Origin of the sequence: Photobacterium carnosum (assembly GCF_002849605.1) — a bacterium.
GTDB classification, from domain to species: domain Bacteria; phylum Pseudomonadota; class Gammaproteobacteria; order Enterobacterales; family Vibrionaceae; genus Photobacterium; species Photobacterium carnosum.
Window position 1 is genome coordinate 127,144 of record NZ_NPIB01000008.1, and the last position, 20,316, is coordinate 147,459.

16 protein-coding genes and 11 tRNA genes are annotated in these 20,316 nt (G+C 42.1%); 7 read left to right on the plus strand and 20 right to left on the minus strand.

Features of this window, described 5'->3' with window-relative positions:
• Positions 1-106: 106 nt before the first annotated feature.
• Positions 107-1,735 (plus strand): ABC transporter permease, encoded by a 1,629-nt coding sequence (locus CIK00_RS09060; protein ID WP_101768562.1) that lies wholly within the window; start codon positions 107-109, stop codon positions 1,733-1,735.
• Positions 1,735-2,772, plus strand: a complete 1,038-nt coding sequence (locus tag CIK00_RS09065) for an ABC transporter ATP-binding protein (RefSeq protein WP_101768563.1) — start codon at positions 1,735-1,737, stop codon at positions 2,770-2,772. The genes CIK00_RS09060 and CIK00_RS09065 overlap by 1 nt, the downstream gene beginning before the upstream one ends.
• 51 nt (positions 2,773-2,823) lie before the next feature.
• On the opposite strand, the gene CIK00_RS09070 is transcribed toward CIK00_RS09065, so the two are convergent.
• Positions 2,824-3,432: a TetR/AcrR family transcriptional regulator gene (locus tag CIK00_RS09070; RefSeq protein WP_101768564.1), complete on the minus strand. Its 609-nt coding sequence runs from the start codon at positions 3,430-3,432 to the stop codon at positions 2,824-2,826.
• A gap of 226 nt (positions 3,433-3,658) precedes the next feature.
• On the opposite strand from CIK00_RS09070, the gene hpt reads away from it, so the two are divergent.
• On the plus strand, positions 3,659-4,192 hold the full coding sequence (gene hpt, locus CIK00_RS09075; RefSeq protein WP_101768565.1) for a hypoxanthine phosphoribosyltransferase: 534 nt from the start codon (positions 3,659-3,661) through the stop codon (positions 4,190-4,192).
• Positions 4,193-4,238: 46 nt separating this feature from the next.
• On the opposite strand, the gene can is transcribed toward hpt, so the two are convergent.
• The gene (can, locus tag CIK00_RS09080; protein ID WP_101768566.1) at positions 4,239-4,934 is read right to left on the minus strand and encodes a carbonate dehydratase; all 696 of its coding nucleotides are present in this window, start codon (positions 4,932-4,934) and stop codon (positions 4,239-4,241) included.
• Between the two features lie 118 nt (positions 4,935-5,052).
• Between can and CIK00_RS09085 the strand changes: the two genes are divergently transcribed.
• Entirely contained in the window at positions 5,053-5,988 is a 936-nt protein-coding gene (locus CIK00_RS09085) for an ABC transporter ATP-binding protein (RefSeq protein ID WP_101768567.1), read from the plus strand.
• Positions 5,988-6,758 carry an ABC transporter permease gene (locus CIK00_RS09090; protein ID WP_101768568.1) on the plus strand — a complete coding sequence of 257 codons (771 nt, stop codon included), beginning with the start codon at positions 5,988-5,990 and terminating at the stop codon, positions 6,756-6,758. Before CIK00_RS09085 ends, CIK00_RS09090 begins: the two co-directional genes overlap by 1 nt.
• A 116-nt stretch (positions 6,759-6,874) precedes the next feature.
• Here the strand turns inward: CIK00_RS09090 and panC are convergent, their stop codons facing one another.
• From panC to sfsA, 7 genes are all read right to left on the minus strand, one after another.
• On the minus strand, positions 6,875-7,768 hold the full coding sequence (gene panC / locus CIK00_RS09095) for a pantoate--beta-alanine ligase (protein ID WP_101768569.1): 894 nt from the start codon (positions 7,766-7,768) through the stop codon (positions 6,875-6,877).
• Positions 7,769-7,778: 10 nt separating this feature from the next.
• Positions 7,779-8,573: a 3-methyl-2-oxobutanoate hydroxymethyltransferase gene (gene panB, locus CIK00_RS09100; RefSeq protein ID WP_101768570.1), complete on the minus strand. Its 795-nt coding sequence runs from the start codon at positions 8,571-8,573 to the stop codon at positions 7,779-7,781.
• 24 nt (positions 8,574-8,597) lie between these two features.
• Positions 8,598-9,083, minus strand: a complete 486-nt coding sequence (folK, locus tag CIK00_RS09105) for a 2-amino-4-hydroxy-6-hydroxymethyldihydropteridine diphosphokinase (RefSeq protein WP_101768571.1) — start codon at positions 9,081-9,083, stop codon at positions 8,598-8,600.
• Positions 9,080-10,513: a polynucleotide adenylyltransferase PcnB gene (gene pcnB, locus CIK00_RS09110; RefSeq protein ID WP_101768572.1), complete on the minus strand. Its 1,434-nt coding sequence runs from the start codon at positions 10,511-10,513 to the stop codon at positions 9,080-9,082. The genes folK and pcnB overlap by 4 nt, the downstream gene beginning before the upstream one ends.
• A 54-nt stretch (positions 10,514-10,567) precedes the next feature.
• A complete protein-coding gene (gene gluQRS, locus CIK00_RS09115) occupies positions 10,568-11,452 on the minus strand; it encodes a tRNA glutamyl-Q(34) synthetase GluQRS (RefSeq protein WP_101768573.1) in 885 nt (294 codons plus the stop codon).
• A 321-nt stretch (positions 11,453-11,773) separates the two neighbouring features.
• Entirely contained in the window at positions 11,774-12,223 is a 450-nt protein-coding gene (dksA, locus tag CIK00_RS09120) for an RNA polymerase-binding protein DksA (RefSeq protein ID WP_045037371.1), read from the minus strand.
• Between the two features lie 129 nt (positions 12,224-12,352).
• Complete coding sequence (gene sfsA / locus CIK00_RS09125) at positions 12,353-13,066, minus strand: DNA/RNA nuclease SfsA (RefSeq protein WP_101768574.1); 714 nt, start codon at positions 13,064-13,066, stop codon at positions 12,353-12,355.
• Between the two features lie 92 nt (positions 13,067-13,158).
• Here sfsA and hrpB point away from each other — a divergent pair, with 92 nt between their 5' ends.
• A complete protein-coding gene (gene hrpB / locus CIK00_RS09130) occupies positions 13,159-15,657 on the plus strand; it encodes an ATP-dependent helicase HrpB (protein WP_101768575.1) in 2,499 nt (832 codons plus the stop codon).
• A gap of 128 nt (positions 15,658-15,785) precedes the next feature.
• Complete coding sequence (gene mrcB / locus CIK00_RS09135) at positions 15,786-18,209, plus strand: penicillin-binding protein 1B (protein ID WP_101768576.1); 2,424 nt, start codon at positions 15,786-15,788, stop codon at positions 18,207-18,209.
• Positions 18,210-18,325: 116 nt separating this feature from the next.
• Here mrcB and CIK00_RS09140 read toward each other — a convergent pair.
• The 11 genes from CIK00_RS09140 to CIK00_RS09185 all read right to left on the minus strand — a co-directional run bounded on the left by CIK00_RS09140 (position 18,326) and on the right by CIK00_RS09185 (position 20,267).
• A tRNA-Thr gene (locus tag CIK00_RS09140) sits at positions 18,326-18,401 on the minus strand.
• Positions 18,402-18,447: 46 nt separating this feature from the next.
• Positions 18,448-18,523 (minus strand) — tRNA-Phe (locus CIK00_RS09145).
• Between the two features lie 57 nt (positions 18,524-18,580).
• Positions 18,581-18,656: transfer RNA gene (locus CIK00_RS09150), tRNA-Thr, on the minus strand.
• A 49-nt stretch (positions 18,657-18,705) separates the two neighbouring features.
• Positions 18,706-18,781: transfer RNA gene (locus CIK00_RS09155), tRNA-Asn, on the minus strand.
• A gap of 46 nt (positions 18,782-18,827) precedes the next feature.
• A tRNA-Phe gene (locus CIK00_RS09160) sits at positions 18,828-18,903 on the minus strand.
• A gap of 57 nt (positions 18,904-18,960) precedes the next feature.
• Positions 18,961-19,036, minus strand: a tRNA-Thr gene (locus CIK00_RS09165).
• Between the two features lie 48 nt (positions 19,037-19,084).
• A tRNA-Asn gene (locus CIK00_RS09170) sits at positions 19,085-19,160 on the minus strand.
• Between the two features lie 45 nt (positions 19,161-19,205).
• Positions 19,206-19,281: transfer RNA gene (locus CIK00_RS09175), tRNA-Phe, on the minus strand.
• Between the two features lie 617 nt (positions 19,282-19,898).
• Positions 19,899-19,990, minus strand: a tRNA-Ser gene (locus tag CIK00_RS21305).
• A 55-nt stretch (positions 19,991-20,045) separates the two neighbouring features.
• A tRNA-Ser gene (locus CIK00_RS09180) sits at positions 20,046-20,135 on the minus strand.
• Positions 20,136-20,191: 56 nt separating this feature from the next.
• A tRNA-Asn gene (locus CIK00_RS09185) sits at positions 20,192-20,267 on the minus strand.
• Between the last annotated feature and the right edge of the window lie 49 nt (positions 20,268-20,316).

Genomic DNA, 20,316 nt, shown 5'->3' on the forward strand with positions numbered 1-20,316 from the left:
TAAGTTGTGATAGTTTCTCATGCTTGCTTACAGTGATGTATTTACTGACAAAGTGGTCTGATGTTACAGGCTTAAATATATTGAAAAACGTACTAAGTAGTAGTAAATGAAAGAAAAGTTTTTATTTTGGCGGATTAGCAGCTGGTTATTAGGATCGTTGTTAGTATTGCCTATTATCGCTATATTCATTACCGCCACGGGTAACTCTGATCAGGTGTTCTCACACTTGATGAATACAGTGATGTCTACCTATGCGTTAAATACCCTTGGGCTGGTGGTTGGTACGGTATTATTGACCTTAATCTTTGGGATTCCTTGTGCATGGTTAATGGCAATGTGCCGTTTACCCGGCGAAAAAATACTACAATGGGCACTAATTTTACCCCTCGCAATGCCCGGTTATATTGTCGGTTATCTTTATACCCATTGGTTTGATTACGCCGGACCGATTCAAATTTGGCTACGTAAACTGTTTGGCTGGCAACATGTTAGCGATTACTGGTTTCCTGATTTACGCTCATTATGGGGCGCATGTTTTGTATTAGCGTTAGTGCTATATCCGTATGTGTATTTATTAGTCCGTGCCGCCTTTATGGAACAAAGTACTAATTTGCTGCAATCGGCGCGCTTACTTGGCTGTTCGCCTTGGCAAAGCTTCAAACGTATTTCATTGCCATTAGCCCGCCCAGCCATTGCAGTTGGAGTTTCATTGGTTGCGATGGAGGCTTTGGGTGATTTTGGTACGGTGAGTTACTTTGCTTTAAATACTTTGACCACCGCGGTTTACGATACGTGGCTGGGTTATTCTAATCTTAATGCCGCCACTAAAATTTCTGCAATTATGTTGATGGTGATTTTCTTATTGATCAGCAGCGAGCGTTTTAGTCGTCGTAAACAAAAAATGTTTCAGCAGCAATGTGGTAATGATAGCCATACTAAATACCAATTAAGCGGTTGGAAAAAGTGGCTTGCGGTAGGTTGGTGTTGGGGATTGGTTGGGTGTGCGTTTATTTTACCGATGTTACAATTGGGTTATTACGCAGTTGATTATTTTGCACAAAGTTGGACCGAGCAATTTAAGACTTACAGTTTTAATAGCTTAATAGTGTCACTTTCGGCCGCTATATTTGCCGTATGTTTAGCGTTGATGGTGAATTTTTATCAACGTTTAGATAGTCGCAGTATCAGCATTGTACCGATGCGACTTGCTTCATTAGGCTACGCAGTTCCCGGAACTGTATTGGCGATTGGGGTGATGATCCCTTTAACCAGCGCCGATCATTTAGTGAATGATATTGCGCGCAGTTTAGATTTAGGTCGTCCGGGACTTGTTTTCTCGGGGTCAATGTTTGCGATTATTTTTGCGTTTGTGGTGCGGTTTGCTGCGGTAGCGATTGGTAGTGTTGAAAGTAGTTTGATTAAAATTCCGCCCTCATTGGATATGGCTGCGAAAACCATGGGTTATGCATCGACTGCCATGTTACGTAAAGTGCATTTGCCGTTAATTCGTCGTGGTTGCTTAATTGCAGGCTTATTGGTATTTATTGAATCAATGAAAGAGCTCAATGCTGCAATATTGCTACGGCCATTTAATTTTGAAACCTTAGCCACTTATGTATTTAACTTTGCTTCTGATGAACAGTTAGAAGTGGCTGCATTTCCTGCCATTTTATTAGTTATTGTAGGCTTGATTCCGCTGGTGATAGTTAATCGTTCTTTGGAGCAAAAACATTGATGAAATATGCATTATCTGTCACTGATCTAACGTGTTGTTACCATGGGCAACCGATATTACAAGATTTATCGTTAGCGGTTGAGCGGGGTGAGATCGTGTGTCTACTTGGCGCGAGTGGCTGTGGAAAAACCACGTTACTCAAAGCGGTTGCGGGATTGTTACCGCTGACACAAGGCACAATGGCGATTAATGATCGTGTCATCGTCGACCAACAATTATGCTTGCCACCAGAGCAACGTAATATTGGTATGATATTTCAAGATTATGCGCTCTTTCCTCATTTAACGGTGGCTGAAAATATTGCCTTTGGTTTGCGTTATTGGGATAAGCCTCGCGTAGCTGTAAAAATTCAACAAATGTTAGAACTGGTACATTTAACTGAACTAGATGATCGTTATCCGCATCAATTATCGGGTGGGCAGCAGCAACGGGTTGCGATTGCACGTGCGCTAGCGAATGAGCCTGATTTGATTTTATTAGATGAGCCGTTTTCTAATATTGATACTCAAGTCCGTCATAGTTTGATTCGTGATATTCGCCAAATATTTAAAGACCAAGGTGTGACCGCTATTTTTGTGACTCACAGCCGTGAAGAAGCGTTTGCTTTTGCCGATAAAATGGCGGTGATGAATAACGGTGTGATTGAACAATTTGGTACGGCAACCGAGCTTTACTATCAACCCAGTAGTCGTTTTGTGGCAGAATTTTTAGGTGTTGGATCTTATTTACCAGCTACTGTGACCGCGAATCAACAGTTACTGACGCCATTTGGTGAGCAAGCATTAGTTGCCGAGCAACCATTCACTGTAGCCACTGATGTAGATTGGTTATTGCGACCACAACATTTAACAGTTACGCCGGATGTTGAGGGGAATGCTGTTATTATTGAGCAGCAATTTATGGGGGATAGTTGTCGTTATGTTGTTGAATTTGAAGAGTATAAATTAATGATTAATTCTAATTTATTATTGAATATTGGCGAGCGAGTAGCGGTTAATGTTATCTCTCATCAACCCGTTATATTCACTAACGTATAAATACAATCAAGGCTTGAAATACAAGCCTTGATTGTTTATGTCAGCATTTATTTAGTTTTTCTGAGTAAGAAATTGTAGATAAATTTGAGCTTGCTCACGCAGTATATCTTGATCTGGGTGTTGGTTCGCTTGCATGTAAATGACATAACAGACGCCATGTAACATTTTAGCTAAATTCTCTGGGGTTTGATTTGAATTAATTTCCCCATTATCAATTGCTTGAGTAAATGCTTTCTGCACTTGCTTAAGGTTTTTTTGGTTGCTTTCAATAAACTGAGGCCAGACATCTTCACGAACGGATGTACTCCACTCAAACCACACTTTGATCCAATCTTGTTGTTCTAATACGGTATCAATTAAGTTATTGCTAATGCAGGTTAAGCGCGCATGTAATGCTTTATTGGGTGCACCAATACATTCAGTGAGTAGATCATTAAATTGGGTGGCAACTTCCATCAATACTTGTTCAACTAATGCTTCTCGCGTCGGAAAGTAGTTAAAGACTGTTGCGACTGAAACATTCGCCATTTCAGCAATATCAGCATGACCCGCGCGACCAATACCGCGACGAGAAAAAACTTCAATTGAGTAATCAAGTAGTTGTTGCTTTCTTTTTTCCGGAGATAAGCGTGTACGTGGTTTCTTGGTAATCGTATCCATAATTATTTATTCCCTAACCCTGTTTGTATTTACTGCATTTGTGTTTATTTTTTATACATAAACACTACAACAGCAACCGAGTTGATTCAAACTGAACTATCAATAAGTGTTTCGGATTTTGGACACTATTGATTAAATAACGCTTAACATGAATGAATGCTACAATAATGGCCTTTGTAATATATAGCCCCAGTCGGCTAACGCGGTCGAGTTGATGGAGAATAAAATGAAGCACACTATTGAAGTAATGATTTCTGAGCAGGATGTTCAGGCACGCATCAAAGAGCTAGGAAAGCAGATTACGGAACACTATAAAGACTCAACAGACTTAGTAATGGTTGGCTTACTGCGTGGCTCATTTGTTTTTATGGCAGATTTAGCGCGTGCGATTGAAATTCCTCATGAAGTGGATTTCATGACCGCTTCAAGTTACGGCAATACGATGCAAAGTAATCGTGATGTGCGTATTTTGAAAGACTTAGATGACGACATCAAAGGCAAAGATGTGCTATTGGTGGAAGATATTATCGATACGGGTAATACGTTAAGTAAAGTGTGTGAGATTTTATCGCTACGTGAACCAAAATCAATCAGTATCTGTACGCTACTTGATAAGCCTGATCGTCGTGAAGTGAATGTAAAAGTTGATTGGTATGGCTTTATTATTCCCGATGAGTTTGTGGTTGGTGTGGGTATCGATTACGCGCAAAAATACCGTCACTTACCGTTTATTGGTAAAGTTATTCCAGACGCAGAATAAAAACAAAAAAGCGATCACCAATTAGGTGGTCGCTTTTTTTTAGCCGCTATTTATTGTTTTCTAGCTGCGTTTGATGTTGTACTAATTGCTTTTCAAGCGGTGATAATAACGATGACATTGCTGCTTGATAAGTAATTTCAAGACTTTCACGACTGGCAGCTGTTACGCCCAAATCTTTTAAAATACCGTTACTGGTACCGTAAATCCAACCATGAATTTTGACATCTTGGCCGCGTTCCCATGCTTGTTGCAGAATAGTGGAATTACCAAGGTGATAAACTTGAGAGGCAACGTTAATCTCACATAATTTGTCATCCCACTTGTCTCGCGGTAGGCTACCAAGATCTGAGCGATGTTTTAGATACAGATCGCGAATGTGTAATAACCAGTTATTAATAAGCCCTAAAGGTGGGTTTTCGATGGCGGCAGTAACACCACCACAACCATAGTGACCACAGATGATAATATGCTTCACTTTAAGTACATCAACCGCATATTGAACCACGGATAAGCAATTTAAATCAGTGTGGATAACTTGGTTGGCAACATTACGGTGTACGAACAATTCACCGGAAGTTAAACCCGTAAGTCGTTCAGCGGGAACACGGCTGTCAGAACAGCCAATCCAAAGATATTGTGGATGTTGCGCTTCTGCGAGGTGAGAGAAAAACAGGGGATCTTCATCCTTAATGTTTTCTGACCACGAGAGGTTATTTGCGAAGAGCTGCTTTATATCTGCCATGATAATGCCTTATATTAATATGTTCCTTACTATACACAAGCTGCGCTGATAGCAAATCGGATTAGTTGTTAGCGTTTTGTCACTAGCCTATAAATATTTAACAGAAAGATTGCATATAATGAATGCTTTAGAAATAAAAAATGTAAGCAAAACTTACAAAGGCGGCGTCAAGGCGCTGAAAAATATGAGTCTTAATGTCGAACAAGGGGACTTTTTTGCCTTGTTAGGCCCCAATGGTGCCGGTAAATCGACCACCATCGGTATTATTAGCTCGCTAGTTAATAAAACCTCTGGCTCGGTCAGTATTTTTGGTTATGACTTAGATACTCAAAAGGTAGATGCTAAAAACCAACTCGGTTTAGTGCCACAAGAATTTAATTTTAATCCGTTTGAAACCGTAGAACAGATTGTTGTTAATCAAGCAGGTTTTTATGGGGTCGAACATTCGCTGGCTAAACAACGGGCGAAAAAATATTTAACCCAATTAGATTTATGGGGTAAACGTCATGATCGTGCCCGTAATCTTTCTGGTGGTATGAAACGACGATTGATGATTGCACGCGCATTAATGCATGAGCCAAAATTGTTGATTTTAGATGAGCCAACTGCTGGGGTTGATATTGAATTACGTCGCTCAATGTGGACGTTTTTGCAACGCATTAACCGCGAAGGGGTAACGATTATTTTAACGACCCATTACCTTGAAGAAGCTGAAATGTTGTGCCGTAATATCGGTATTATCAACCATGGCGAATTAGTTGAGCATACCTCGATGAAAGCGTTATTGAGCCAGGTTGAATTAGAAACTTTTATTTTAGATATTGATACTATTGCTGCTGTACCAACGTTAGATATTGGTCAGTGTCGATTAATAGATAGTAATACCCTTGAAGTTGATCTCAATAAAGGTGATGACTTAAATCGCGTCTTCAGTGCTTTAACCATCCAAGGTGTGGTGGTGCGTTCAATGCGTAATAAGAGTAATCGTTTAGAAGAGTTATTTGTTAACTTAGTCAATAAAGATAAAGCATCAGTAGTGGCGGATAATCAGTAATGAAAAAACAGTATTGGGTGGCATTCAAAAGCTTAATTAGCAAAGAGATCCATCGATTTACGCGGATTTGGGTACAAACATTGGTGCCGCCCGCGATTACGATGACGTTATATTTTATTATTTTTGGTAATCTGATTGGTAAGCGTATTGGTGACATGGAAGGCTTTAGCTACATGGAATACATCGTGCCTGGGCTTATCATGATGTCGGTGATCACTAACTCTTATTCTAATGTTGCTTCTTCATTTTTTAGTGCCAAATTTCAGCATAATATCGAAGAGTTATTAGTCGCGCCAGTGCCTAATTATATTATTATTGCCGGTTATGTTGGTGGTGGTGTATTGCGAGGATTAAGTGTCGGCCTGATTGTTTCGGTGGTGTCTTTATTATTTGTATCCCTTAATATTGCTCATTTGTGGGTGATTATTGCAACCGTGGTAATGACCTCGATCGTGTTTTCGTTAGGTGGATTAATTAACGCTATTTTTGCCCGTACTTTTGATGATATCAGTATTATTCCGACTTTTGTGCTAACGCCGCTGACGTATCTTGGCGGTGTATTCTATTCGATTAATCTATTGCCAGAAGTATGGCAAATTGTGTCTAAGGTTAACCCGATTGTGTATATGGTTAATGCATTCCGTTATGGCTTTCTTGGGGTGTCTGATGTCGGTATTGGTACATCGTTTACGGTATTAACGTTATTTGTTATTGCGTTGTACGGTGTCGCTTATTACTTAATTTCACGTGGTATTGGTTTGCGATCATAACCGCTGATGGTTCTTATTAACTAGTCGCTAAAAATACATAGCTGACAATATATAGTTAAAAAAATACCGCCCGTTAATGGTTAACGTGCGGTATTTTTTTAGTCAGCGATCAGCAATTAATTTGCTTCAGCGACTTCTTCTTCGACAGTCACAGCAGGGGATAAATCTACTACTTGGTTGTCGATTAAACGTGCTTTACCTAATTGTGCTGACATTAAAATAACCGCTTGTTGGGTTGTGTCAGTAATGGGCAATAAGGTTACTGCATCACGGATAAAACTTTTATCAGGTTGCAGGCCTGCGGCACGAAGTTGATCGTTCGCATCAACAATTAATTCGTCATAGTCATTACGACCACCACGTATTTGGCTGTTGATCCAACGCATAGTACGGGCTAAAACAGGCGCACGTTGGCGTTCATCAACGGTTAGATTACCATTGCGAGAACTCATGGCTAGGCCATCCATTTCTCGTACAGTTGGTACGCCAACAATTTTAATATCCATGGATAGATCAATCACCATTTGGCGGATAAGTGCCAATTGTTGGTAATCTTTTTCGCCAAAACAAGCCACGTCTGGTTGCACGATATTAAATAGTTTATTAACGATGGTTGCTACGCCACGGAAATGTCCCGGACGTAATTCGCCTTCTAAAATGGTCGATAATCCAGGAACGTCGATAAACGTTCGGTTTTTAACACCTGCTGGATACACGCTTTCTGGGGTTGGAGTAAAAACCACATCAACCATGTTTTGTTGTTGTAACTTGGCAATATCTTGCTCAAGTGTGCGTGGATAATTAGTTAAGTCTTCAGTTTTTTCAAACTGCATTGGATTAACAAAAATACTCGCAACAACAATATCAGCATGCTTACGTGCTTTACGCATTAACGTAAGATGACCTTCATGTAAATTACCCATGGTTGGAACAAAGGCAATCCGACGGCCTGCGCGGCGCCACGTCGTAATTTGCTCTCTTAACTGGGCAATCTCGGCGAATGTTTGCATCTCTTATTCCTTATTCAAAGGTATGCTGAGATCCTGGAAATGTACCAGACTCAACATCTTCAATGTATTTAGTAACCGCAGCACGCATATCTCCAGTTTCCGCAAGGAAGTTCTTAGAGAACTTCGGCATATAGTTTGCAGAAATACCAAACATATCGTGCATAACCAGTATTTGGCCATCGGTCGCATTACCCGCACCGATACCAATGACAGGCACATCCACCGCCTTGGTAATACGTTCAGCAAGACTTGCTGGAACACATTCCAATACGATGATTTGGGCACCAGCTTTCGCGAGAGTAATGGCATCTTTAACCATTGTCTCAGCTTGATCCAAATTGCGGCCTTGCACTTTATAACCGCCAAAAATATTGACAGACTGAGGTGTTAAACCAAGGTGAGCACACACGGGAACTGCTCGTTGTGTCAGGGTTGTAATCGTTTCAGCAACCCAAGCGCCACCTTCGATTTTGACCATATTTGCCCCTGCGCGCATTAGTTTAGCGGCATTTTCACAAGCTTGTGCTGGGGTTGCGAAGGTCATGAATGGCATGTCAGCCATTAGCAGCGAGTTAGGGCTGCCTGCACGAACACTGCGCGTATGGTAAGCGATATCATCAATGGTTACTGGAAGGGTATCGTTTTGACCTTGGAGAACCATGCCTAACGAGTCACCGACTAACATAACCGGCATATTTTGCTGCTCAAATAACTGAGAAAAACTCGCGTCATATGCTGTTATTGATGCAAATTTACGACCTTCTTGCTTCCATTTTAGGAGATCGTTGATGGTGATTTTTTTCATAGCTTCTTTCTCGCCCTGATGAATTTATGCTTGCCAAATAGCTAAGCCATTACGGTTAACCTGAGTTAATAACGTGCATAAAGAAGTGTGATCAGGCAAAACTAAAGCAGGGTTAATTTCGGCAAGTGGATACAGTACGAACTCCCGTACTTTCATTCCATAGTGTGGCACGGTAAGGCGCTCACACTGGTGCTGTAGATCGCCATATAAAATAATATCGAGATCTAACGTCCTTGGTCCCCAGCGTTCATCTTTGCGAACACGTCCTTGTTCGAGCTCTATTGCTTGAGTGTGATCAAGTAATTCAAGCGGAGCTAATGTGGTATCGATAGCGACAACCGCATTTATATAGTCAGGTTGATTTTGCGGTCCCATCGGGGTACTGCTGTACAACGACGATACGCTAATAACATGTGTATTTGGTAGGTGGTGCAGTGCTTTTATTGCGGTTTGAGCTTGGGCGACAGGGTCGCCCAAGTTACTACCGATAGCAATATAAGCGCGAATCATGAATTAACTTGTGGTTTTTTACGGCGTGGTTGCTGTGGGCGACGACGACGTGGGCGACGAGTACCACCACCATCATTGATGTTAGTCATCATTTGACCGCGTTGGTTGTAATCTGCGTCTTGGAATTCATTCCACCATAAGGCCAATTCTTTGATATCGCTGCCTTCAAACAAACTGCGCATTTCTAAGAAATCATAAGCAGCACGGAACTTAGGGTGTTCCATGGTTTTAAATGCACGCTTACCACTACGACGACTAAAGCGTAATTGTTGCTGCCAAATATCGCGGACCGTGGTGGTATGGCGACGTGGAATGGCAATTGAACGCACTTGTTCGTCAAGAATATCGTTACTCGCCACCATAAAGGCATCATAGAATGATAAACCGCTAGCAAAAGAGACTTCTTCTGCTCGTGTCATCATTGGATACCACAGCATAGCAGCATAAATAAAGGCTGGATTAACCCGCTTATCTTCAGCCATTCGCTTATCGGTCGAAGCAAGGATATGCTCGATCATTTTCTCGGTTTTGCTGCTGTTATTCTCAGTGAAATGGTCAGATAAAATTGGGAATAACTGCTGGAATAAATTGTATTCACGCAGCATACGGTAAGTTTCTAGACCTTGACCTGATTGCAGTAACTTGAGGCTTTCTTCAAACAGACGCGCTGACGGAATATCTTGCATCAGTGGTGCTAGTTCACGAATTGGCCCAGCGGTTACGGGGTCAATATCCATATCGAGCTTAACGGCAAAGCGTACTGCTCGTAGCATTCGAACTGGATCTTCACGGTAACGTGTTTCAGGATCACCCATTAAGCGAATGATACGATTGTTTAAATCTTCGATACCTTGAGCATGGTCAGTAACCGTAAAATCTTTGACGCTGTAATATAGGGCATTAATGGTAAAGTCACGGCGTTCTGCATCTTCTTCAACAGTACCGTAAACATTATCACGTAATAACATGCCTTCTTCACTACGAGAAGATAGTTGTGGTTTTTGCTTGTCTTGTGGTGGTGTTACTTGTATTGGCGCGTCTGAATGGTGGCCACGAAAGGTAGCTACTTCAATAATGTCACGTCCAAAAAGGATGTGAGCAAGACGAAAACGACGGCCGATTAAGCGACAGTTACGAAACAGTTTTTTGATTTCTTCGGGAGTTGCATTAGTTGCAATATCGAAGTCTTTAGGCTGTTTGTGAAGTAATAAATCACGGACGCCGCCACCAACAAGGTAAGCGTCGTAACCTGCTTTATTTAGACGATATAGTACTTTCAGCGCATTTTCGCTGATATCTTTTCGTGAAATGCCGTGCTCTGGGCGTTGGTAAACTTGCAAAGTTGGTTCCTCTGGAACGCGAGTACTACTATCGCGATTCAATACTTTACGGCAAAAGTTAGCTACTCGATTAAAGATAATACACCCCATTTTGTGCACATGGTTCAACAAACAGCCGTGTATGATATATCACGGCAGACTATTTTAGAATGCTAGTGTGATAGCAGTTGTCTTTGGTAGCTGTTTGAGCTGCCAATGAGTGATGCCCCACTGTAAAATTTGTTCTACATTTTCAATGACAAGTTCTGTCGGTGGCGAAAAGCCGAGAAAGCGTAGCGCTGCCATTAATGCTGGCCGAGGATTGTGTTTATCAATCGCTGGAGCATGGTTTTGTTTCGACAATTTATGCCCATTGTCAGTAATGGCGAGCGGTAAGTGCAAATAACGCACAAAAGGATGTCCAAGTTGTTGATAAAGAATCATTTGATGCCCAGTAGACTCAATTAAATCTGTACCGCGTACAACGTCGGTGATCCCTTGTTCGATATCATCTAGCACTACAGCAAGATTATAAGCAAATAGGCCATTGCGATGGCGAATGATAAAATCTTCACGCGCTAACGCTAACGGCAATTCGATACGGCCGTGTAATAGGTCATCGAAATGGGTTATTGGTGTGTCTACTTGTAACCGAACCGCACCATTGCTGTGCCGTTGATTGAGGGTACGACAGGTACCTGGGTAAAAGCCGTCCGTTTGCTGAATGTTTTTTCGACTACACTGACAATAATAAGCGTTACCTTGCGTTAACCAAGTTTCGATTTGAGCTTGATAGACGTCATGGCGCAAGCTCTGGTAGATGATATCGCCATCCCACATGAAGCCAAATGCTTCTAATGTGCGAAGAATATCATCAGCAGCCCCTAGCATTTCGCGAGGTGGATCAAGATCTTCGATCCTAACTATCCATTTTCCTTGCTGAGATTTGGCTTGAAGGTAGCTTCCGAGTGCAGCAATTAACGATCTGAAATGCAATAACCCTGTGGGCGATGGTGCAAAACGACCGACATATTGATTCGTGTTAGTCATACATTAATAAACGGTTATAAAATCCAAATTGATTATTATTTAATTTGGTACGGCAGCGTAAATGTCGCCCAGAGTCAGGGGCAAATATGACAAGATATATTCCCTCCAAACTGAATAAGACTCTCGACTTATGAGAGCACTATTCAGTTTGGTGCCTATTTATCTATAACATGAGGTTATGATTAAAAGGCAGAGCTCGTGCGACATCGGTAAGTAAACAACCATTAGGTTAATTACTGCGTGTTATTTTGAGCGCTAGTGTAAACGAAAGAGGGAGCTTACGCTCCCTCTAAAATTAGCTTTAACCTGATAATGGCGTAATTAGCCAGCCATTTGCTTTTCTTTGATCTCTGCAAGTGTTTTACAGTCGATACAAAGATCTGCAGTTGGGCGAGCTTCAAGACGGCGAATACCAATCTCAACACCACAAGAATCACAGAATCCGAAATCATCTTCTTCGATACGCTTGAGGGTTTTGTCAATTTTCTTGATCAGTTTACGTTCGCGGTCACGATTACGAAGTTCAAGACTGAACTCTTCTTCTTGTGCGGCGCGATCCACTGGATCGGGGAAGTTAGCGGCTTCATCTTGCATGTGGTTTACTGTGCGATCAACTTCAACGCGAAGTTGGTTTCGCCATGCTGATAGAATTTTAAGGAAATGCTCTAATTGAGCTTCGCCCATGTATTCTTCGCCAGCTTTTTCCTGATAAGGTTCAACCCCAGCAATAGCCAGGATGCCTAGTGATTTTTTAACAATGGTCTCTGGCATATAGCATCTCCTAATGTACCTAATAACCGTCACTGGTTAATTTTGGGCGGTATCTATACCAGAAAGGTTACGGCGTGGCAATTATTGTATAACTTCAATTCTACGTCAATGTGAAGAAAACGGCATTTTTTATGTCAAATGCTGGAATTGTATACAGTCTTCGAGTTTTATTTCATCAGCAATAATAGTCGCTCGATAGCAAATTATTTCCACGCCAGCGTTGATGGCTTGCTGTAGTAATCGTGCATATTCCGGATCAATATGGTTCGCAACATTGACCTGATTAATCCCCGTATGTAATACCGCAAAAAATAAAACAGCTCGTGATCCTTGCTGTGCCATTTCGGTCAATTCTCGTAAATGTTTCTGACCACGAGTGGTAACCGCATCAGGGAAATAACCTTGACCATTGTTAGTGAGTAAGGTCACGCTTTTTACTTCAATATAGCAGGGCTGACGAGTTTGTGATTCAAGTAATAAATCGATGCGACTATTTTCAGCACCGTATTTTACTTCAGTACGTAAATTTTCATAATCACTGAGTTCAGGTATGCGTTGTTGTTCAATGGCTTCTTTGACGAGATGATTAGCTTGAATGGTATTGACACAGATCCAATCATTAGCGGCGGTATGGGCTAATTCCCAGCTATTAGGGTATTTACGTTTTTTATTATCAGACGTTGAATACCACACCGTGGTTCCGGGTTCTGCGCAACCTGTCATTGCACCCGTATTAGCACAATGAATGGTTCTAATCTCACCATCATCTAATGTGATGTCTGCTAAAAAACGTTTGTAGCGTTTAATTAAGGTGGCTGCTTGTAGTGGCGGAGTAAATTTCATTTATGGCCTCATGCATGGATTATTATTTTTAGTTGTGAGTAGGCTTTCGTTACAATGTGGTTCCGTTTTGATCATGACATAAGGTGACACCCTTGTCACAACTCCCTATTGATGATGTTTTAGCTGCTTTGTTTGCAGCATTAGCTAGCCATACCCAAGTAATTTTAAAAGCCCCACCGGGAGCGGGTAAGTCAACCCGTTTGCCTTTGGCGTTATTGGCACAAGGAACAATAGCGGGGCGAATTATTATGTTGGAGCCGCGACGGTTAGCCGCTAGAAACATTGCGGGTTATTTAGCTCAGCAATTAGGTGAGCGTGTCGGTCAAACCGTTGGCTTACGGGTGCGCGGCGAAACTAAAGTCAGTGCACAAACACGGTTAGAGATTGTGACAGAAGGCGTAATGACGCGAATGTTGCAACATGATCCTGAATTAACGGGCATTGGGCTGATTATTTTTGATGAGTTCCATGAGCGCAGCATTCATGCCGATACTGCATTAGCGTTAGCAATCGAAGTCCAACAAGCTCTACGCGACGATCTGCAATTATTAGTGATGTCAGCCACACTAGATCAAATCGCATTGGCACAGCTACTTCCTACAGCGGCGTATGTTGAATCTCAAGGGCGTTGTTTCCCAGTGGAATATCGCTACCAGCATGTTAATGATCCTCGCGATGTGATTGATCATATGGCGGCTGCGATTAGCCAGTTACTCGCGCAAGAATCCGGTTCGGTATTAGCGTTCTTACCCGGTGTTGGTGAAATCAAACGGCTTGCGCAAGCATTGGCTACACGTTTATCGGCAACCAATAACAATAACCCTATCAATATTTGTCCATTGTATGGTCAGTTACCCATCGAACAACAACAGCAAGCGATTAATCCCGCTCCCGCAGGTCAACGCAAAGTGGTACTTGCGACCAATATTGCCGAGACCAGCTTGACTATTGAAGGGATTCGATTGGTGGTTGATAGTGGCTTTGAACGTATCGCGCTGTGGGAGCCTAAAACAGGGATTAGTCGCTTACAGCAAGTACGTATAGCCCAATCATCTGCTGAGCAGCGTGCAGGTCGTGCAGGACGCTTAGAGGTGGGTATTTGTTTACGGATGTACAGTGAGGAATTATTACAGCGTCAGCCCGCAACTCCGCAACCTGAAATTTTGCGCAGTGATTTAACCGCTCTGGCAATGGAGTTGGTGCAATGGGGGTGTCATGATCCACAAGATCTACAATGGTTAGATGTACCACCGATGATTGCATTGCAACAGTCGCAGCAATTGTTGCAGCAATTAGGTGCGATTGATGAACGTGGTCAGCAAACATCGCGAGGGAAAGTGATGCAGACCTTAGGTGCTGATCCGCGTCATGGGGCGATGCTCGCTTTTGCTCAGCAAATGGCACAGCAGCAAACGGATATGACTATTTTAACGACGGCGGCAATGCTAGTGGCGTTATTAGAAGATCCACCGCGTGGTATTGATAATCCAGATTTAGCGTTTCAGTTGCACTTACTAGAGACAAAAAAACTCGCTAAAAGTCATGCTTATTTGCAACGTACGCATCAACACCTGACAACGCTTGCGGTATCTAAAAATACGCCGCTCAAGATTAATAATCATTGGGCCGCTATTTTACTCGCGGTTGGTTTTCCTGATCGTATTGCGCAATCTCGCACTGATGATGGTCGGTATCAGTTAGCCAATGGTCAAGGGGTTGTACTTGATAGTAGTCAAAGTCTTGCCATTCAATCATTGTTAGTGGTGGCCGATGTTGTTAAAACCCGCCAAGGTGATAGTCGTATCTTCTCTGCTATTGCGGCTGACGTCAGTGTATTACAACAAACCTTACCGTTATTGTTTACTGAATGTGATTGGCTCGACTGGGATGATAAAAAGGGCCGTTTAAGTGCTGAGCATCGAGTTTATTGTGGCAAATTAATTGTCGCCCGTAGTCTTGCTGCGACGCCAGATTCAGCCTTAGCCAGTGAAGCGTTACTCAATGCAGTTAAACGTAAAGGATTAGGCGTTTTAAATTGGACAGAAAAAGCCAACGCATTATTGATTCGTGGTCGTTGTGCCAATGAATGGTTACCTGAGCTTGGCTTGCCAGCGTTAGACGAGGCGAGTTTACTCTCCAATGCTGAGCAATGGTTATTGCCTTACTTAAATGGGATTACAACCTTAAAAGGCTTACAAAAAGTCAATATGGTGGCCGCATTAGAGGCGTATTTGGGTTGGAACAACAAACAGCAACTCGAGCAATTATTGCCAACCCATTATCAAGTGCCAACGGGATCAAATATAACGATCCGTTATCAAGAACAGCAACAACCCGTGTTGGCGGTTAAGTTACAAGAAATGTTTGGTGAGCCAACAACGCCCACTATCGCTAACGGTAAAGTGGCTTTAGTGCTGGAATTGTTATCACCCGCACAACGACCATTGCAGATCACGCAAGATTTAGCGGGTTTTTGGCAAGGCTCATACAAAGAGGTTCAAAAAGAAATGAAAGGGCGCTATCCCAAGCATCCATGGCCTGATGATCCTGCAAATCATATTCCAACCCGCAAAATCAAAAAATACCTTTAACCGCGGTAAACAAGCTCGATACCTGTATATATAATCAGTTATAGTTGTTAGGATCTTAATATACTGAATCATGAAGTAGAGGCCTATTATGGCCTCTGCACTATAGGAATAACGGTAGTTGATGCATTATGAGTAAGTCGCCACAACCTCAAAAACCACAGTCAAAAAAGCCTACAGTTACGCCAAAAAAGGTTGCTGTAAAACCAGCTACGAAAAAAAAACCATCTAAAAAATCAGTCGTTAAAAAGACAGCGACTAAAAAACGCACGTCCAAAAAGAACACTTCTCCTCATCCGTGGCTGCATAAAATGGGTAGTTTGGTATTTAAAATAATGCTGGTGGTCGTAGCAATATTGCTCGTGATCGGTATTTATTTAGATACTGTGGTACGCAATAAAATGGATGGTCAAATTTGGGACTTACCTTCTGTTGTTTATGGGCGTGTGCTTACCTTACATTCGGGTCAAGCAATGACGTTGAGTGACGTTCGCCATGAATTAGATGCGCTGCAATACCATAAAGTAGCAACCCCACAACGAATGGGTGAGTATTCAGCGTCGGCAACCCGTATCGAATTAATTCGTCGTCCCTTTAAGTTTGTTGATGATCCTCAGCCACAACAACATGTCATGTTGACTTTTTCAGGCAGTAGGCTGACTTCGATCGTTGATGTCACAACAAAAAAAGCACTAAAAACGGTCAAGATAGAACCTAAGCTACTGGGTATGCTCGGACTGACGGGTAATGAACAACGGATCTTTATGGCGCGCGATCAATTCCCGCCGTTATTAATTGATGGTTTGTTAACGACTGAAGATCGTGATTTTTATCAACATGAAGGTGTTTCACCATTAGCGATTTTACGGGCAATGGTGGTAAACCTTAAAGCGGGTCATACCGTACAAGGGGGCAGTACATTAACCCAACAATTGGCGAAAAATTTATTTTTAAGTCGTGAACGTAGTTTATGGCGCAAAGTACGTGAAGCCTATATCGCGGTTATTATTGATTATCGGTACAGTAAAGATCGTATTCTTGAAGCGTATTTAAATGAAATTTATCTCGGTCAAAATGGCGCTAAAGAAGTACATGGTTTTCCTCTTGCGGCACGGTTCTATTTTGGTCGTTCGTTAGAAGAGTTGCGAGTTGATCAATTGGCGATGTTAGTTGGAATGGTAAAAGGACCGTCACAATTTAATCCGTGGCGTCATCCTGATCGCACCACTAAACGTCGTGACTTAGTGTTGATGTTACTTTTAAAACACAATTACCTTACTGGAGCTGAATATGAACAAGCAGTTTCAGAGCCATTAGGGATTCAAAAAACACCCAAGATAGCCAGTCGTCAACCTGCGTATTTTCAGCAATTGCAACGTGAGTTAGAGCAAGACGTTGGTGATATTTACAAATCAGGTAAAGGACTGCGTATTTTTAGTACCCTTGATCCGGTGTCTCAACAAGCAGCAGAAAAAACCATTGCCGTAATGGTGCCACGGTTAAATAAAAAAGCCGGTGTTAAAGTCGAAACAGCAATGGTTGTCGTTGATCGTCAAAATGGTGCGGTAAGAGCACTGATCGGTGGTAGTCGCCCGGGCTATGCAGGTTTTAATCGTGCGTTGGATGCTAGCCGTCAAATAGGCTCACTCGCTAAGCCAGCGGTTTATCTGGCAGCGCTAAGTCAACCACAAAAGTTCACCTTAGCGACCACCTTGAGTGATAGCGCCATTGTTTTAAAAGGCAGTAAAGGCACATCGTGGCGACCAAGAAACTATGATCGAAAATTTCGTGGTCAAGTGCCATTATATTACGCCCTCGCACATTCATTAAATGTGCCAACGGTAAATCTAGGCTTAAAAGTCGGGCTAGGAACGGTGATTAACACTATGGCTAAACTGGGGGTTAAACGGGATGAAATTCCTCATTTACCTTCAATATTACTGGGCGCATTTAGTTTATCACCGTTTGAAGTTGCACAAATGTTCCAGAGTATTACCAATAACGGCCGTAAAGCACCGTTGTTTAGTTTGAATGCCGTTGTTGATAGTCGAGGTCGTGTTTTGTATCAACACCAGTCTCAGATTGAACAGGTGGTACCAGAACAAGCGGCTTGGTTAACGACGTATGATATGAAAAAAGTGGTAAGCCAAGGGACAGCCCGTTTTCTTCAGAGTAAATTCAGTTCTGCTAAGTTAGCGGGTAAAACGGGAACAACCGATAATAACCGTGATAGTTGGTTTGCAGGAGCTGATGGCCGCGAAGTTGGCGTCGTGTGGGTTGGTCGTGATGATAACACTCCGGTGCGATTAACGGGCTCTAGCGGTGCGTTACGGGTTTATGCTGATTATCTTGCTCGTCGCCAACCATTGCCGTTAAATATCGGCTGGCCACCTTATATCACCACTGTTAAGTATCAACCAGCAGCCAATGGTAGTTTACGGTTTGATTGTAATGGTAGTGTTGCATTACCAGCATGGGATAAAAATGGCGAGTTAAAAGCGCAGTGTCATGATAATCAGCCTGCAACATGGATCAAGCATATGTTTGCAGATTAAGATGAAAACTGGCTATTGATGGTAGTGTAAAACGACAGCTGTGAGGTTGTCGTTTTTTTTCGTGCTTTTTCTACAGACGAAAAAAAAGCCTCATCAAAGATGAGGCTTTCAAAAGATGGTGCCGACTACCGGAGTCGAACTGGTGACCTACTGATTACAAGTCAGTTGCTCTACCTACTGAGCTAAGTCGGCACACTAAATTCTTTTTAAATAATGAGCTGACTCATTATCTTTAATATGGTGCCTCGAGGCGGAATCGAACCACCGACACGAGGATTTTCAATCCTCTGCTCTACCGACTGAGCTATCAAGGCAAACACAAGCAATCAAATTGCTTATTATTGCATTTCTTACCGAAGTAAGAGAATAAATGGTGCCGACTACCGGAGTCGAACTGGTGACCTACTGATTACAAGTCAGTTGCTCTACCTACTGAGCTAAGTCGGCACATTAATTCTTTGATATTCCTTTACTCTATTGAGTGAAGAAATAAATTTGGCTCCCTCTACTGGACTTGAACCAGTGACATACGGATTAACAGTCCGGCGTTCTACCAACTGAACTAAGAGGGAATTAACTTTTACTATTTAACACGATAACTCGTATCAAATTTTAATATGGTGCCTCGAGGCGGAATCGAACCACCGACACGAGGATTTTCAATCCTCTGCTCTACCGACTGAGCTATCAAGGCAAACACAAGCAATCAAATTGCTTATTGTTGCATTTCTTACCGAAGTAAGAGAATAAATGGTGCCGACTACCGGAGTCGAACTGGTGACCTACTGATTACAAGTCAGTTGCTCTACCTACTGAGCTAAGTCGGCACATTAATTCTGTAATCTCTCCGCTCTATTGAGCCAAGAAATAAATAGTGGCTCCCTCTACTGGACTTGAACCAGTGACATACGGATTAACAGTCCGGCGTTCTACCAACTGAACTAAGAGGGAACAGATTATATCGTTGCTTAACACCAAACTTCAAAAGAGAAGAAATGGTGCCTCGAGGCGGAATCGAACCACCGACACGAGGATTTTCAATCCTCTGCTCTACCGACTGAGCTATCAAGGCAACGGAGCGCATTAAAAAGGTTTTTGGCCTTGGCGTCAATGGTTTTTTTTTAAATAGTTACTGACATTATCTTTTTTGTTCTGATTGTTGGTATTTTGAACGTGAATGTTTGGTTTTCTGATATTTGTTAGTTCAAGGTAGGAAAAATAGTTTGATGCAGTAAGGGTGGTGAAAAATGAATTAAAGAAAAATTGACGGTATTTTTTTAACGTAAAAAGACGGATTGAGTTTTAGTGGTGAAAATTAGATCAAATATTCAGACGCATTATTTACTTGATGTGTTTAATTTGGTCATTTTTACAGTAAGGCTACAAATTTAATCCCGTTATTCTCTACAGTGAGGTTACGAACGAGATAGGGAATCTACTGTTCACGCGTTGTAGATTGATTGTTTTGGCTGGCGTCTTTTAGGCTCAATCACGCTGTGAATAGATCACGGATAGCCCTCGTACCTCAGCTTCCGAGATGTGAATGATAGGCAGTGTTATTTTGAACCAGTGACATACGGATTAGCAGTCCGCCAAGCTTCTTATAAAGTGCCGCCAACTGAACTAAGAGGGAATGTCATCAAAATCTAGACGAAAAAAAACCTTGTCTTTCGACAAGGTTTTCTTGTTTGGCTTCACTCTACTGGACTTGAACCAGTGACAATACGGATTCAAGTCCGCCAAGCTTCTTATAAAGTGCCGCCAACTGAACTAAGAGGGAATTTCATCAAAATCTAGACGTAAAAAAGCCCGCAATTGCTTGCGGGCTTTCTTATTTGGCTCCCTCTACTGGACTTGAACCAGTGACATACGGATTAGCAGTCCGCCAAGCTTCTTATAAAGTGTTGCCAACTGAACTAAGAGGGAATTTCACCAAAGTACAGACGAAAAAAAACCTTGTCTTTCGACAAGGTTTTCTTGTTTGGCTCCCTCTACTGGACTTGAACCAGTGACATACGGATTAACAGTCCGGCGTTCTACCAACTGAACTAAGAGGGAATTAACTTTTACTATTTAACACGATAATTCGTATCAAATTTTAATATGG

Excerpts from the sequence above, each read along its gene's own strand:
- CIK00_RS09060 (WP_101768562.1), top strand. The coding sequence starts at position 107 with ATGAAAGAAAAGTTTTTATTTTGGCGGATTAGCAGCTGGTTATTAGGA.
- CIK00_RS09065 (WP_101768563.1), top strand. The coding sequence starts at position 1,735 with ATGAAATATGCATTATCTGTCACTGATCTAACGTGTTGTTACCATGGG.
- CIK00_RS09070 (WP_101768564.1), bottom strand. The coding sequence starts at position 3,432 with ATGGATACGATTACCAAGAAACCACGTACACGCTTATCTCCGGAAAAA.
- hpt (WP_101768565.1), top strand. The coding sequence starts at position 3,659 with ATGAAGCACACTATTGAAGTAATGATTTCTGAGCAGGATGTTCAGGCA.
- can (WP_101768566.1), bottom strand. The coding sequence starts at position 4,934 with ATGGCAGATATAAAGCAGCTCTTCGCAAATAACCTCTCGTGGTCAGAA.
- CIK00_RS09085 (WP_101768567.1), top strand. The coding sequence starts at position 5,053 with ATGAATGCTTTAGAAATAAAAAATGTAAGCAAAACTTACAAAGGCGGC.
- CIK00_RS09090 (WP_101768568.1), top strand. The coding sequence starts at position 5,988 with ATGAAAAAACAGTATTGGGTGGCATTCAAAAGCTTAATTAGCAAAGAG.
- panC (WP_101768569.1), bottom strand. The coding sequence starts at position 7,768 with ATGCAAACATTCGCCGAGATTGCCCAGTTAAGAGAGCAAATTACGACG.
- panB (WP_101768570.1), bottom strand. The coding sequence starts at position 8,573 with ATGAAAAAAATCACCATCAACGATCTCCTAAAATGGAAGCAAGAAGGT.
- folK (WP_101768571.1), bottom strand. The coding sequence starts at position 9,083 with ATGATTCGCGCTTATATTGCTATCGGTAGTAACTTGGGCGACCCTGTC.
- pcnB (WP_101768572.1), bottom strand. The coding sequence starts at position 10,513 with ATGGGGTGTATTATCTTTAATCGAGTAGCTAACTTTTGCCGTAAAGTA.
- gluQRS (WP_101768573.1), bottom strand. The coding sequence starts at position 11,452 with ATGACTAACACGAATCAATATGTCGGTCGTTTTGCACCATCGCCCACA.
- dksA (WP_045037371.1), bottom strand. The coding sequence starts at position 12,223 with ATGCCAGAGACCATTGTTAAAAAATCACTAGGCATCCTGGCTATTGCT.
- sfsA (WP_101768574.1), bottom strand. The coding sequence starts at position 13,066 with ATGAAATTTACTCCGCCACTACAAGCAGCCACCTTAATTAAACGCTAC.
- mrcB (WP_101768576.1), top strand. The coding sequence starts at position 15,786 with ATGAGTAAGTCGCCACAACCTCAAAAACCACAGTCAAAAAAGCCTACA.